General features: G+C 74.5%; 10 protein-coding genes. 3 read left to right on the forward strand and 7 right to left on the reverse strand.

The window, feature by feature from the left end; genetic code table 11:
- Position 1 precedes the first annotated feature (1 nt).
- The 3 genes from ACIQBJ_RS06865 to ACIQBJ_RS06875 are packed head-to-tail and all read left to right on the forward strand — an operon-like array spanning position 2 to position 4,134.
- Positions 2 to 2,965, forward strand: a complete 2,964-nt coding sequence (locus tag ACIQBJ_RS06865; protein WP_400704740.1) for an NHLP bacteriocin export ABC transporter permease/ATPase subunit — start codon at positions 2 to 4, stop codon at positions 2,963 to 2,965.
- Positions 2,962 to 3,969 (forward strand): hypothetical protein, encoded by a 1,008-nt coding sequence (locus ACIQBJ_RS06870; protein WP_400704743.1) that lies wholly within the window; start codon positions 2,962 to 2,964, stop codon positions 3,967 to 3,969. Before ACIQBJ_RS06865 ends, ACIQBJ_RS06870 begins: the two co-directional genes overlap by 4 nt.
- Positions 3,970 to 3,999: 30 nt before the next feature.
- Positions 4,000 to 4,134: a hypothetical protein gene (locus tag ACIQBJ_RS06875; RefSeq protein ID WP_400704746.1), complete on the forward strand. Its 135-nt coding sequence runs from the start codon at positions 4,000 to 4,002 to the stop codon at positions 4,132 to 4,134.
- A 118-nt stretch (positions 4,135 to 4,252) separates the two neighbouring features.
- Here ACIQBJ_RS06875 and ACIQBJ_RS06880 read toward each other — a convergent pair whose 3' ends face one another.
- The 7 genes from ACIQBJ_RS06880 to ACIQBJ_RS06910 all read right to left on the reverse strand — a co-directional run bounded on the left by ACIQBJ_RS06880 (position 4,253) and on the right by ACIQBJ_RS06910 (position 14,139).
- On the reverse strand, positions 4,253 to 5,656 hold the full coding sequence (locus ACIQBJ_RS06880) for a serine/threonine-protein kinase (protein ID WP_400704749.1): 1,404 nt from the start codon (positions 5,654 to 5,656) through the stop codon (positions 4,253 to 4,255).
- 12 nt (positions 5,657 to 5,668) lie between these two features.
- Positions 5,669 to 6,433, reverse strand: a complete 765-nt coding sequence (locus tag ACIQBJ_RS06885; RefSeq protein WP_400704752.1) for a serine/threonine protein kinase — start codon at positions 6,431 to 6,433, stop codon at positions 5,669 to 5,671.
- Positions 6,434 to 6,561: 128 nt separating this feature from the next.
- The gene (locus ACIQBJ_RS06890; protein WP_400704755.1) at positions 6,562 to 8,601 is read right to left on the reverse strand and encodes a glycosyl hydrolase family 32; all 2,040 of its coding nucleotides are present in this window, start codon (positions 8,599 to 8,601) and stop codon (positions 6,562 to 6,564) included.
- 30 nt (positions 8,602 to 8,631) lie between these two features.
- The gene (locus tag ACIQBJ_RS06895) at positions 8,632 to 10,137 is read right to left on the reverse strand and encodes a peptidoglycan DD-metalloendopeptidase family protein (RefSeq protein WP_400704758.1); all 1,506 of its coding nucleotides are present in this window, start codon (positions 10,135 to 10,137) and stop codon (positions 8,632 to 8,634) included.
- 11 nt (positions 10,138 to 10,148) lie between these two features.
- Positions 10,149 to 11,138, reverse strand: coding sequence for an alpha/beta hydrolase (locus ACIQBJ_RS06900; protein ID WP_400704761.1), 990 nt, complete (start codon positions 11,136 to 11,138; stop codon positions 10,149 to 10,151).
- 209 nt (positions 11,139 to 11,347) lie between these two features.
- Positions 11,348 to 13,600: a catalase/peroxidase HPI gene (gene katG / locus ACIQBJ_RS06905; protein ID WP_400704764.1), complete on the reverse strand. Its 2,253-nt coding sequence runs from the start codon at positions 13,598 to 13,600 to the stop codon at positions 11,348 to 11,350.
- Positions 13,601 to 13,788: 188 nt separating this feature from the next.
- Entirely contained in the window at positions 13,789 to 14,139 is a 351-nt protein-coding gene (locus ACIQBJ_RS06910; RefSeq protein WP_400704767.1) for a hypothetical protein, read from the reverse strand.
- Between the last annotated feature and the right edge of the window lie 38 nt (positions 14,140 to 14,177).

Below are 14,177 nucleotides of genomic sequence, written 5' to 3' on the forward strand. Positions count from 1 at the left end.
CATGAGCACGACATCCATCGGCCCCAGGCAGCCGTCGGCTGCCGCGGCGCCGTGGCGGCCGCCCGTCGGGATCGGCACCGAAGCCGACTTCGGCCCGGGGCACGTCCCGCTGGCGGACCGGGACGCGCTGTGGATGGTGACCGACGGTGCCGTCGACCTGTTCGCCGTGGAAGGGGGCGAAGGCGGCCCGTGGCACTTCGTCGGCCGTTTCTCCCAGGGCGCCGTTCTGCCCGGGGCCCCGGCCGACCGGGCCGCCGTGCCGGTCCTGCGCCCCGTCCGCGGCGCTCGCGTCCGGCGCCTGGACGGTGCCGACCTGGCGGAACTGCGGCGTGCGGACCCCGGGGACCGCGCCGGACTGTCCGACTGGCAGGCGGCGCTGTGCCGGGGCATCGACAGCGGTCTCGAAGGCCTGCTGGCCTTCGTCACCGAGAGGCCGACCGCCCGGGAACAGGTGCTGCTGGCCGCCGGGGAGCCCCGCGCCCTCGCGGACGGCGAGTCCGGGCGGGCGGCCGCCGGTCCGGTCTGGGCCGAGGTCCGCGCCGGCCGACTGCGGGTCGGGACGCCCGACAGCGGTGAGTGGCTCTCCCGCGGCGACACCTTCGTGGTCAGCAAGGACAGTTCGGTCCACGGCGGGCCGGTGGCTTCGCTCGCCACCCGGTCGACCGCCGAACTGCTCGCCGACGGCCGGCTGTGGGAGTGCCTGGCCGCCGTGCACGCCCGCCTGCTGCGGATGGTGGACCGGGTCGTCGCCGCGGACAGCGCCCAGGCCGAGGACCGGATCCGGGCCGTGCGCGAGATGGAGGACGCGCTCGCCGACCGGGCCGACCGGGTCCTGCGGGCGGTGCTGCAGCCCACGGACCACGTGTCGCGCAGCGGCCCCGTCCACACCGAGGACGCCACCGAGGCGGCCTGCCGGATCGTCGCCGACGAACTCGGCGTCCCCGTCCTGCCCGCCCACGGAGCCGCAGGCGCCGGCCGGATGGGCCCGATCGAGGCGGTTGCGGTGCGCTCCCGCTTCCGCATCCGCGCGGTCGACCTGGAGAACCGATGGTGGCGCACCAACATCGGGCCGTTCGTCGGGCGCCGTACCGGCTCCGGCGAACCGGTGGCTTTCGTCCGGCGGCGCGGCCGCTACCTGGCCTGGGACCCCGTCACCGGCGACCGCACCCCGGTGCGCGAGCAGAACGCGGACGAGTACGACGACACGGGAGTGCTGTTCTACCCCCCGCTGCCCGAGAAGCCGATCAGCACGGGCCGACTGGTCCTGTTCGGCCTGCGGGGCAGCGGACAGGACCTGCGCAACCTGATCCTCTTCACCCTGGTCGCGGTCGCCGTCGGCACCACGGTGCCGATCAGCACCGGCCTGGTCCTGGGCACCTTCGTCCCCAAGGCCCAGACCGACCTCATCGTGCAGGTCTGCGTCCTGACGCTGGTGGCCGCCCTCGCCTCCGCCGTCTTCGCGGTGATGGAGAACCTCGCACTGCTGCGCATCGGGGGCCGCTTCGAGGCCACCCTGCAGGCCGCGATCTGGGACCGCCTGCTGCGCCTGCCGGCCCCGTTCTTCCGCCGGTACTCCACCGGTGAACTGGCCAGTGCCGCGCTGGGGGTGAAGAACATCCGGACCGTGCTGATGAACGTCGGCTACGTGGTGCTCTACTCCGGCGTGGTCGCGCTGGTGAACTTCGCGGTGATGTTCTGGTTCAGCGTGCCGCTGGCCCTGCTGACCGGCCTGTACGTGCTGGTCGGCACGGGGTTCTTCGTCGTGCTGGGAGCCCGGCAGATGAAGTGGCAGACCCAGTCGCTGGACCTGGAGCACAAGCTCGCGAACCGCGTCTACCAGCGGTTGCGGGGCCTCCCCAAACTGCGGGTGGCCGCAGCCGAGAACCGCGCGTACGCGGCCTGGGCGAACGAGTTCGCCCAGCAGAAGGAGCTCCAGAAGCGGATCGGCAGGTACCAGAACGCGGCAGCGGTCTTCAACGCCGTCTACCCGCTCCTGTGCGTCCTGGTCACCTTCGCCGTCGTCAGCGGCCCGGCCCGCGGCATCCTGACGATGACCAGGTTCCTGTCCTTCCACGCGGCCCTGGGCATCGTCCTCGCGGCCCTCGTCCAGGTGACCAACTCCCTCGCCTCGGCCTTCTCCGTGATCCCCATGTTCAACCGGATGAAGCCGCTGCTCACCGAACTGCCGGAAGCCTCGGAAGCGCACACCGTCCCGGGGGAGCTCACCGGGAACATCGAGGTGAACCGGGTGACGTTCCGCTACGACGAGAGCAGCCCGCCGGTACTCGACGGCGTGTCCCTGAGCATGCGGCCCGGGGAGTTCGTCGCGATCGTCGGCCCCAGCGGGTGCGGCAAGTCCACCCTGCTGCGACTGCTGCTCGGCTTCGAACGCCCGACCAGCGGCAACGTCCTGTACGACGGCCAGGACCTCGCCACTCTGGACAGCGTCGCGGTGCGGCGGCAGTGCGGGGTCGTCCTGCAGCAGACCAAGCCCTTCGCCGGCACCGTCTTCCAGGCGATCACCGGTGCCCTCAACTACAGCCACGACGACGCCTGGGCCGCCGCCGAACTGGCCGGCATTGCCGCGGACATCCGCGCCATGCCGATGGGGATGCACACCCTGGTGAGCGACAGCGGGACCTTCTCCGGCGGCCAACGGCAGCGCCTGGCCATCGCGCACGCCCTGATCCGCCGCCCTCGGATCCTGTTCTTCGACGAGGCCACCAGCGCCCTCGACAACGAGACCCAGCGCATCGTCACGGAGAGCACCCGGCAACTGAACGCGACCCGGGTCGTCATCGCCCACCGGCTCTCCACCGTCCTGGACGCCGACAAGGTCGTCGTCCTCGCGGAGGGCCGGATCGCCGAGTGCGGTCCGCCGTCCGAACTGCTGCGCGACCCCGGGAGCCTCTTCCACCAGCTGGTGCGCAGGCAGATCCACGAATCAGAAGGGGCACTGACATGAACCGCCCGAAGAGAACGCTCCGGCTGTCCGCCGCCGCGGCCGCCCTCCTGCTGGGCGCGGTCGGCACAGCCGGCTGCGGCACCCGGGGCAGCGACGGCGCGGCGAGCGCGCCCACGGCCGAGGCAGCCATCTCCCGGGCGGACGCGCTCGCCGTGGTCAACCGGTACGACTCGACGAACAACCAGGTCAACGATGCCCAGGACAGTGCCGGGCTGAGCGGTATCGAGGCCGAGCCGCTCCTCACGGCGGACATCGCCTGGATGCGGATCAGCAAGCAGTTGAACCAGCCGGTCGCCCCGATCAACGACCAGGGCATCACCGTCTACCCGACCACGGGCACCGCCTTCCCCCACTGGTTCCTGGCGGTCTCCAGCCGCTCCCAGGGCGGCGTGCCCTTCCCCGGCCCGACCTATCGGGTTTTCGTCCAGCAGGCGGCCGGGGCACCGTACCTGGCCGCGTACTCCCTCACCGTCACCGGCCCGGTGCCCAAGATCGCCGTGGACGCCCGGGGCACCGCCACCGCTGTCCCCGGCTCCGACGGCCTCCTGCTGTCCCCCGACTCGCTGGCCACCGGGATCCTCGCCCACTACCAGCAGAACCTCGTCGACAAGGACGCCTTCGCCCACAGCGGCCCGCTCGACGAGAACCTTTCGAACGGCTACGCCCTCGGCACGAAGGCCCTGAACGGCCGCGGTACGACCCTCACCCGCACGCTCGACCACGCCCTGCCGCACACCTTCGCCGTCCGCACCGAGGGCGGGGGCGTCCTCGCGTTCACTTCCGACGTCCTCACCGACACCCTGACCCCGATCAAGGCCGACGGCACGGTCTCCCTCTCCGCGAAGGGCCGCGAGGCGGCCCAACTGGGCAAGCCCGACGGCGCCACGGCGAACCGCTTCACCATCAGCCGGCTCGAAACCTTCCTGACCCACATCCCGACCGGCTCCGCAGGAACCAAGGCCCAGGTCCTCGGCTACAGCGAAGTCCCTACCACCGTCAACTGACCGTTCCCGTCCACGAAGGAGACCCCTGTCATGATCGACACCACCCCCACCCCCGAGCCCGCCGACGCCACCGCTCCCGAAATCAACGAGGAGATCAGCGACGGCGACCTCGACGCCATCGGCGGCGGTGACGGCGGCCAGCCCACCTACCCGCCCTACGTCTGACCCCCCGGCACCCCGCGCCGAAGGCCGTTGCCCGACCTCCCCGGGCAGCGGCCTTCCGCTGTGCCCGGCCCGCCCACCGTCCCGGCCGGAGCCGGGGTTCCCACCCGGCCCTCCCCGGTCAGGGGCAGTCGGGGAGGGCCGGGTGGTCCTTGGTGCGGACGGCGGGGAGCCAGCCGGTGGTGGGGCCCGGCAGGCGGACGCGGTACCAGAGGGTGGAGGCGACGTCCTCCTCGTTGATGACGGGGAGACCGGCGCGGAGCAGGCAGTCGGCGTCGAGGACGTCGCCGTGCCAGACGCGGGTGGCGATGACGTTCTCGGCGGTGTAGGGGCGCATCGGGTCGACGGCGAGGCCGAGGCTGCACCGGGGGTCCCGGTCCGTGCGGTCCTGGCAGCCGCGTTCGGCATTGAAGACGCGCAGGCGGCCGGGCCGCGCGGAGGGGCCCGGGGGCGGGCGGACGGCGGTCGCGGTGGCGGCGACCGCGACGGCGGCGGCGGTGCAGGCCACGAGGACGAGCAGGACGGGCCGGAGCCGTGGGCGGCGGCGGCCGGAGCGGTGGGCGCGGATGCGGGCGAGCAGGCTCTCGGCGCTGTGCGGGGCGCGGGCGGCATGGGTGGCGGCGAGGCAGTCGGCGGCCAGGGCGCGCCAGAACGGCGGGACGCCGGGGTCCAACCGAAGGGCGGCGCGCCCTTCGGCGTACTGCTGGGCGGCGGCGCTGCGGGCGGCGGGGGTGGCGCCGGGGAAGGGCGGGACGCCGGCGGCGAACACCTCGTGGACCACGATGCCGAGCGCCCAGATGTCGGCGGTCGTGCGGACTTTGACGCCGCGTTGGCCCAGCGGCTCCTTCCACCGCTCCGGGGGGAGGTAGTCGGGGGTGCCCAGCGGGGCGGAGTGGCCGTGGGTGCCGGTGAGTTCGATGGCGAGGCCGAAGTCGGAGAGGCGGACCTCGCCGTCCTGGCCGATGAGGACGTTCTCGGGTTTGAGGTCGCCGTGGGCCCAGCCGGAGCGGTGCAGGTGGGCCAGGCCCTCGCAGACGCCGGCCACGATCCGGGCGCCCCGGTCCTCGTCCAGGCCGGTGCCGAGCAGGTCGCGCAGGGTGCACCGGGCGCGTTCCATGACCAGGACGATCGCCCCGTCGAGCAGCGGGAGGTCGGGGGCGGCCAGGACGAGGGTGTCGAGCAGGCGGATCAGCCGGGGGTGCGGCGCGGCGCGGGCCAACTCGGCTTCCCGCCGGGCGGTTCCGGCGACCCGGCGGGCTTGGAGCGGGGAGAGTCCGGCGGTGGGCAGCACCTTGAGGGCGACCGTGTCGTCCGCGGCCGCCGTGCCGCCCGTGCCGCCTGCGCCGTCCGCGCCGTCCGCGCCGTCCGCGTCGTCCGGGCCGGGGGCCGGACCAGCCCGGCGGGCGGCGTAGACGGTCGCCCAACCTCCTTCGCCGATGCGCTCGGTGACGATCCATTCGCCGACCCGGTGGCCGGGCGGCAGCAGGTCCTCGCGGTCCTCGCCGAAGACCGGGTCGGGCACCATCGGCACACCTCCCTACCGTCCGGGCCCGGTGGGTTCGGGGTGCGGCAGGAGCGCGAGGTGCTCCTCGCGGACGATGCCGAACTTCAGGGCGAGTCCGACGACGGCCTCCCGCTTGCCGTGGCGGCGGTCCGCCCGGCCCGCGCCGTCGGGCAGCTCGATGCGGAGCTTCTCGTCGGCGAGGTAGTCGAGGTGCGAGCTGACCGCGCGGGCGGTGAGCCGGGCGCAGGCGGGGTGGCCGTGCAGCCGCGCGACCACCTGGGGGGTGGTGGGCACGGCGGCGGGGGAGTGGTCGCGCAGCCAGGGTTCGCAGAGCGCGACCAGGACCAGGAAGTAGGTGGCGGTCTCGTCCATCGAGTACGCCGTCATGGTGCGGCTCGTCCCGGAGCCGCCGCGGGTGTGCGGGTCCAGGTAGACGTGGTCGGGCGCGAACACCTGGAAGGACAGCGGGGTCTCCCGCCGCGAGGGCAGCACCACCCGGGAGAACTCGAACGGGATCGGCGCGCCGACCCGCCGCGGTGGCACCCGCAGGTACTCGCCGGCGCCCTCCGGGTTCTCCACCAGGTAGGCGTGGGTGTTGCTGAGGTTGCTCAACTGCCAGTGGTCGTCGACCGCGTGGATCTCGCCGGCCAGCCGGGAGACCGTCTCGTCGCCGAGCCGCAGCTCCACCGGCGTGCCGGCCGAGCCGCGGCCGAACCGCGCCCGTTCCCCCGGGCCGAGCCGCAGGGTCACGGCGTCGTCGCCGTTCCCCGCCGGCAGGTGGACGACGATCCCGCTCACCGTTCCCCCGTCCCGCGCCGCACCGTTCCCCCGTCCCGACCGTTGCCCGACGGACGAACGTTACCTCTTTGAGCATGACAATTACCGTGTGGTGTAGGTCACGTGACGAGGCGTCGGACGGGCGGTGGTCAGGGCACCGGCGTCCCCGCGGGCAGCGGCGCCACCCGGCGGTCGCCGAAGGCGGCCCACGGCCGCCAGCCGCCGCCGGGCCGGTCCTGGACCCGGGTGCGCAGCCGGCCGTCCTCGGTCACCGCGAAGACGTGCAGCCGCCCGGTCGGGTCGGCGACGGCCGTGGGCGGGGCGGCCGCGGCCGGGCCGGGTTCGCCGAAGTCCTCGCCGAGCACACCGTCCGGCGCCCAGGCCCCCGCGAGCGTCGACTGCCAGCGGTGGGACAGCCGTGCGCCGCCGGGGGCGAGGGTGAACGCCTCCAGCCGGCCGTCCGCCCCGGCGACCGTCAGCGGGGCGGCGGTGGACCAGCCGAGCAGCGGCTGCCAGTCGTCCCAGCCCCCGCTCGGCACCGACTGGCGGCGCTGGAAGGCCGCCGTGCCGGACGGGGCGACCGCGGTGACGTTCAGCCGGCCGGTGCCGTCCCGGGCCACCCGGGGCGCGCCGCCCGCGGGCGTGCCGAAGCGCTCCCAGCCGGACCAGGCGCCGCCCGGCGAGGTCTGCCAGCGGTGCAGCAGCGCCGCGCCGCCGGGCGCGAGCACGAACACCTCCAACCGGCCGTCGGCGTTGGCGGCGACCACCGGCGGCGCGCCCACCGGTCCGCCGAACCCCGCGTCCCAGTCCTCCCAGTCGGCCGAGCCGGGCGAGCGCTGCCGGCGGCGGGCGACCAGCGCGCCGCCCGGCGCGGGCGCGAAGACCTCCAGCCGCCCGTCCGCGTTCCGGGCGACGGCGGGGGCGGCGCCGGCCGGGCCGCCGAACACCTCCCAGTCCGACCAGGAGCCGTCCGCCCGCTGCACGCGGTGGTCCAGCCCGGCGCCGCCGGGGGCGAGCGAGAACACCTCCAGCCGGCCGTCGGTGTCACGGCCCAGCACGGGCAGCGCGCCGGCCGGGCCGCCGAACACCTCCCAGTCGGACCAGGCGTCGGCGGCCGGGTCGAGCTGCACCCGGCGCAGCACCGACCGGTCGGCCGCGTCCAGCGCGAAGACGTTCAGCAGGCCCCGCGCGTCCGGGGCGGCGACCGGGTTGTCCGGGCTCTGCCAGGGCGGCGGGGCGGGCTGCCAGCTCAGCGGGGCCAGGTACAGGCCGTGCCGGAACCACCCGGCGGCGCTCGCCCACCACCGCTGCCCGTCGGTGACCGCCTCCACCGCGTGGCCCGGCACGTGGCCGGCCCAGCCGTCGACGGTGAAGCGGAACGGGTCGCGGGAGGCGAGGACGTCGGTGCCCTCGTAGCCGTTCCGCGGCCCGAGGAACAGGTAGTACCAGCCGTCCCGGGCCACCACGAACGGCGACTCGGTGACCGACACGCCGTCCGCGGCGGTGGCCGCGTCGGCGAAGGCCACGCCGGGGGCGCCCCAGTCCAGCAGGTCGGTGGAGCGCCGGCAGCAGACCTGGTGCCGGCCGTCGGCGGCGGACAGTTCGGTGTAGTACATCACCCACTCGGCGCCGATCCGCAGCACCATCGGGTCGCGGGCGGCGTTGCCGCGGAACAGCGGCCCGGACGGCAGCCGGGTCCAGGTGAACAGGTCGGTGGAGGTGGCGGCGTTGATCGCCGCCCCGGCGCGCCCGCCCGCCGCGTAGAACATCCAGTGGACGCCGTCCGACTCGACGACGTGCGGGGCCCACAGGTGCTCCTCCCCGAAGTACGCGGGATCGACCGTCAACGCGTCCGGGTGCCCGGTCCACGGGCCGGACGGGTCGGGCGCCGAGGCGTGCGCGAACGAGACCTCGGCGGAACTGTCGGGGGCCTGCCCGGGCGGCGCGCTGTCGCCGACGATGCCGAACAGGTGCCAGCGCCCGCCGGCCCGGACCAGCGTGTGGTCGTTGAGGTAGCGGCGGCGCTCGGTGGACGGGTCGTAGACCCGGTCGAACGGTCCGGCGCCGACCCACAGGTGGGGCTCGGCGGCGCCGGGCGGGGCTGCGGTGGCGGGACGGCCCGCGAGCGGGAGCACGAGTGCTCCCGCTCCGGCCGCCCGCAGCAGTCCGCGCCTGCTGATCGGGGACATGGCTGCGCTCCAGGAGGGTCGCCGGTACGGTCAGCCGACCGCGGGTCCGGCCGTGGTGTTGAGCCAGGCCCAGTCGGACCAGGTGGAGAATCCGGTCTGCCACCGGTGGAAGACACCGGCACTGCTGGTCCCGAAGACTTCGATCCGGCCGTCCGCGTTGGCGGTGGCGACGACCTCGGTGCCGCCGCCGCCGAAGGTCTCCCACTGGTTGTAGGGGGCGTTCAGGCCGGTCTGCCAGATGTGCTGCGCGGTGCTGCCGTTGATGGCGAACACCTCGACCCGGCCGTCCGCGGTCGGCTGGCTGGTCAGCCGGGAGTCGGCGGGGCCGCCGGTGGGTTCCCAGTCGGACCAACTCGTCGGATTGGTCTGGTACTTGTGGAAGACGCCGACCGGTCCGGAGGCGAAGACTTCGAGGCGGCCGTCCTGGTTGTGGTCGACGGTGAGGTCGTGGCCGCCGCCGCCGAAGGTCTCCCAGGCGGACCAGCCGCCGTTCACGCCGGTCTGCCACTGGTGCTGGAAGGTGCTGCCGTTGAGGGCGAACACCTCCAGGCGTCCGTCCGGGGCCTTGCCGAGCGCGATCTCGCTGTCGGCGGGACCGCCGCCCGCGGACTCCCAGTCCGACCAGCCGCCGTTCGGCGCGCTCTGGTACTTGTGGAAGACGCCGACGGGTCCGGAGGCGAAGACCTCGATGCGGCCGTCCTGGTTGGAGCCGACCGCGAGGTCGTGGCCGCCGCCGCCGAAGGTCTCCCAGTCGGACCAGCCGCCGGAGGGCTGGAGCTGGTAACGGTGTTGGAAGGTGCTGCCGTTGAGCGCGAACATCTCCAACCGGCCGTCCGCGTTGGGTGCGATGGCGAGTTCCGCCCCGCCGGGGCCGCCGAGCGTCTCCCAGTCCGACCAGGCGCCGCTGGCCGTGGTCTGCCAGGCGTGCGAGACGCCGTTCGCCCCGGCCGCGAACACCTCCAACCGCCCGTCCGCCGACCGCGCCGACACCACCCGACCGGACTGCGCCGGATACACCAGCGGCGCCGGGCGGGGACCGGACCCCGGCGTGCAGGGCACCGGGACGCCGCGCTCCGCGAGGTACGGCACCGGGTCGGTGCGCACGGTCGCGTTCGAATCCGCCCAGACCCGCAGGTGCAGGTGCGGGCCGCTGGAGGTGCCCTCGCTGCCCATCAGCGCGATCCGCTGACCGGCCGTCACGTGGTCGCCGACGGCCACGTCCCGTTCGTACATGTGCCCGTACTCGGTGATGGTCCCGTCCGGGTGCAGGACGCGGATCCACTGGCCGTAGCCCTGGGCCGGGCCGGAGGCCACCACCTCGCCGTCGCCGACCGCGTGGATCGGCGTCCCGTAGTCGTTGGCGATGTCGATGCCGTTGTGCTCGTCGGTGTAGCCCTGCGAGATGAACCCGGCGGCGGGGCAGGACGCCGCGAACCCGGCCGCGGCGGCGGGGGCGGCCGGCCCGGAGAGCGGCAGCAGCACGGCGGCCGCGGCCAGCGCCAGGTAGGGGGCGCGGCGGGTGAGGGAGGAGAACACCGCGGCCGCCCTCACGCCTTGCGCAGGCGGTCGACGATGCCGTCGAGGTCGAGCTGCATCAGGTCGGGCCGGACCCAGTGGCCGCCGGGCACCTCGTGCGAGTCGTGCGGGATGCCGGCCTGGTCGAGCAGCGAGCGGAACTCGCGCTGTCCGGCCAGCACCTGCGGCTCGTTGACGCTGCTGAACCAGTCCACCGGGTCGGGGCTGGTGCCCGCCACCAGGAAGACCCGCTTGTTGCGGTAGCTCTCGATCCGCTGCACCGGGTTGTCGGCGCTCACCCGCGCCTCGTCCCAGAGCGGCGCGCCGTAGATCGTGCCGCCGTTCAGGTCGAGGGCCGCGGACGAGGCGTTCGCCCAGTGCGCGACCAGGCCGCCGTCGCGGCGCAGGCTGGCCGGGCCCGAGTGGGCGCTGACCGAGGCGAAGTGCCCGTAGTACTTCGCGGCGTACTTGAGCGCGCCGAAGCCGCCCATCGAGAACCCGGCCACCGCGCGGCCGTCGTACTCGGCGAAGGTGCGGAAGTTGGCCTCGACCCACGGCAGCAGCTGGTTGATGTGGAACTGCTCCCAGTTCCGCGGGCCCACGTTGGAACTGACCGGGTTGGAGTACCAGCCGGCGTGGCCGCCGTCCGGCATCACCACGATGATCGGCTTGCCGACGGTCCAGTCCCGGATGCCCATCCGGTCGAAGGTGATGAAGTCCTGGTCGGTGCCGCCGCCGTGGAACAGGTACAGCACCGGGTAGGTGCGGCCGCTCCAGTGGTAGTCGTCCGGCAGCAGCACGTTCACGGCGGGGTTCCAGCCGATCGCCGAGGTCCGGAAGCGGTAGTACCACATCCGCGGATCGCCCTCGTTGCGCTCCACGATGCTCAGACCGAAGCCGTCGTCGGCCGCCGCCGCGGGCCCGGCCGCCGCCAACGAGCCCGCGGTGCCCAGCGCCAGTGCGGCGCCGAGCCCGCCGGCGGACTTGAGCAGGCTCCTGCGGGTGGGGTGGTTCGCAGTCAAGGCGGCCTCCTGGAAGCGCGTGACGGCGGCCCGTTCGGACCGCCGGGAATCGAGCGCTTGGGACGCTAGCCACGCGCCGCGCGACCGGGAACCCGGAACCATCCGGACTGACAGGAGGCCCCGTCACCGCTAACGGCGCGACACCGGGGGTCGGTGTCGCGCCGTCGGCGGTGACGGGGCCTCGTCCGCCACGAGGGGGCGGCGGCGGGTCAGGGGCGGGCGCGCTCCCGCAGGTCGAAGCGGTCGAGGTCCATCACCCGGGTCCATGCGGCGGTGAAGTCCTCGACGAACTTCGCCGCGCCGTCGGCGGAGGCGTAGACCTCGGCGAGGGCGCGCAGTTCGGCGTTGGAGCCGAACACCAGGTCGGCGCGGCTCGCGGTCCAGCGGGCGGTGCCGGTGGCGCGGTCGCGGCCTTCGTAGAGCGAGGGGTCGTGCGCGGCGGGGGCCCACGCCGTGCCCTGGTCGAGGAGGTTGACGAACCAGTCGTTGGTCAGCACGCCGGGGGTGGCGGTCAGCACGCCCGTCGCGGTGCCCTGGTAGGTCGCGCCGAGCGTGCGCAGGCCGCCGACCAGGGCGGTGAGGTGCTGGGCGCTCAGGGCGAGCAGGTCGGCGTGGTCGACGAGGCGGTACTCGGCGGGCAGCGCGTCCTTGCCCGGGTAGTTGCGGAACCCGTCGGAGGCGGGCTCCAGGTAGGAGAAGCCGTCGATGTCGGTGTGCTCCTGGTCGGCGTCGACCCGGCCGGGGGTGAAGGCGACCGGGACGGCGTGCCCGGCGTCGGCGGCGGCCTTCTCGACGGCGGCGGTGCCGGCGAGCACGATCAGGTCGGCCATCGAGACGCCGTGGCCCTCGGGGCGGGCGGAGGCGAAGTCCGCGCGGACGTCCTCCAGCCGGCGCAGCAGCGCGGACAGGCGGTGCGGCTCGTTGACGGCCCAGCCGTTCTGCGGCTCCAGCCGGATGCGGGCGCCGTTGGCGCCGCCCCGCTTGTCGCTGCGGCGGAACGTGGACGCGGAGGACCAGGCGAGCCACACCAGGTCGGCGGTCGGGAGGCCGGTCGCCAGCACCCGGGACTTGAGCTGCTCGACGGCGTCGCGGTCGAGCGGTGCTTCGGCGGGGGCGGGCAGCGGGTCCTGCCAGACCAGCTGCTCCGCGGCGACCTCGGGCCCCAGGTAGCGGGTGATCGGCCCCATGTCGCGATGGGTGAGCTTGTACCAGGCCCGGGCGAAGGCGTCGGCGAACTCCTCGGGGTGGTCGAGGAAGCGGCGGCAGATCCGCGCGTAGTCCGGGTCGACCCGCATCGCGATGTCGGTGGTCAGCATCGCGGGCGTGCGCCGGGCGGCCGGGTCGTGCGGGTCGGGGACGGTGTCGCGGCCCGCGCCGTCCTTGGGCCGCCACTGGTGCGCGCCGCCGGGGCTCTCCGTCAGCTCCCATTCGTAGCCGAGCAGGATCTCGAAGTAGCGGTTGTCCCAGGTGGTGGGGGTGTCGGTCCAGATCACCTCCAGGCCGCTGGTGACGGTGTCGTTGCCCGTGCCGGAGCCGTGGGCGCCCTTCCAGCCGAGGCCCTGCTCCTCGATCGGGGCGGCCTCCGGTTCGGGGCCCAGGGTGTCGGAGCCCGCGGCGCCGTGGGTCTTGCCGAAGGTGTGGCCGCCCGCGCACAGGGCGACGGTCTCCTCGTCGTTCATCGCCATCCGGGCGAAGGTCTCGCGGATGTCGACGGCCGCGGCCATCGGGTCCGGACGGCCGTCGGGGCCCTCGGGGTTGACGTAGATCAGGCCCATCATGGAGGCGGCCAGGGGCGCCCGGAGCTCGCCGTCCTCCTGGTGCCGCTCGTTGGTGAGCCACACGGCCTCGGGGCCCCAGTACACGGCCTCGTCCGGGCCCCAGACCTCCTCGCGGCCGCCGCCGAAGCCGAAGGTGGCGAAGCCCATCGACTCCAGCGCCACGTTGCCGGCCAGGACCATCAGGTCGGCCCACGACAGGGCCCGCCCGTAGGTCTGCTTCACCGGCCACAGCAGCCGCCGGGCCTTGTCGAGGTTGACGTTGTCGGGCCAGGAGTTGACGGGGGCGAAGCGCTGCAGGCCGGCGCCGTTGCCGCCCCGGCCGTCGGTGACCCGGTACGTTCCCGACAGGTGCCAGGCCATCCGGACGACGAACGGCCCGTAGTGCCCGAAGTCGGCCGGCCACCAGTCCTGCGAGGTGGTCAGCACCCGTTCGATGTCGCGCTTGACCGCGGGCAGGTCGAGCGCGTCGAACGCGGCGGCGTAGTCGAAGCCGTCCCCGTTCGGGTCGGTGCCCCCGCTGTAGCGGCGCAGCACGCCGAGGTCGAGGCGCTCGGGCCACCACTGCTGGATGCCGTCGCCCCTGAGCGGGCCGGGCTGCCCGCCGGTGAACGGGCAGCCGCCGGCCGCCGAGCCGGTGTTGTCGGGCAGTGCGTCGGTCTCGGCCGGTTCGCGGTTCTCGGGCACGGGCTCGCCTCTCGACGGGACGGGGAACGGGACGGGGCGGCGGACCGGTCCACCGCACGCCGCAGGAGCCGGTGGCTCCGGCGGCACAGCCCGATCGTGCGATCCGCCCCGCGCACCGGCAACCGCTCCACCCGGTGGCGGCTACCCTCCGTGTCCGTTCCCGCGCGGCACCGGCCCGCGGCCCGCGGTCACTCCCAGCCGGTACGGCACAGCTCTTCGAACAGGGCGCGGTCCTCGTCGCGTTTCGAGAACATCGCCGGCCCCAGGGCCGGGAGCACCCGGACGGGGAACGGGCCCGGCGGCGCCAGCTCCGGCCACCGGGTGGCCTCGAAGTCCGCGGCCAGGCCGGTGCCGTCGCTCTCCCAGACTTGCGCCCCGTCGCCGGGCCAGACGACGACGAGCGCCTCCCCGCCGCACGGGCAGGTCGCGCAGAAGCCCAGGACCTGGCCCGTTTCGTCGGCGACCTCCTCCAGGCCGGCGGGCCGGTGGACGCGGTGTCCCCGGTCGCAGATGTTCAGTGACGGGTGCTCGGCGCTCATGGCCCGGAGCGTAGGTGAACAGTCCGGCGGTTTGCACG

It is taken from the genome of Kitasatospora sp. NPDC088391 (assembly GCF_044753345.1).
Classification (GTDB): Bacteria; Actinomycetota; Actinomycetes; order Streptomycetales; family Streptomycetaceae; genus Kitasatospora.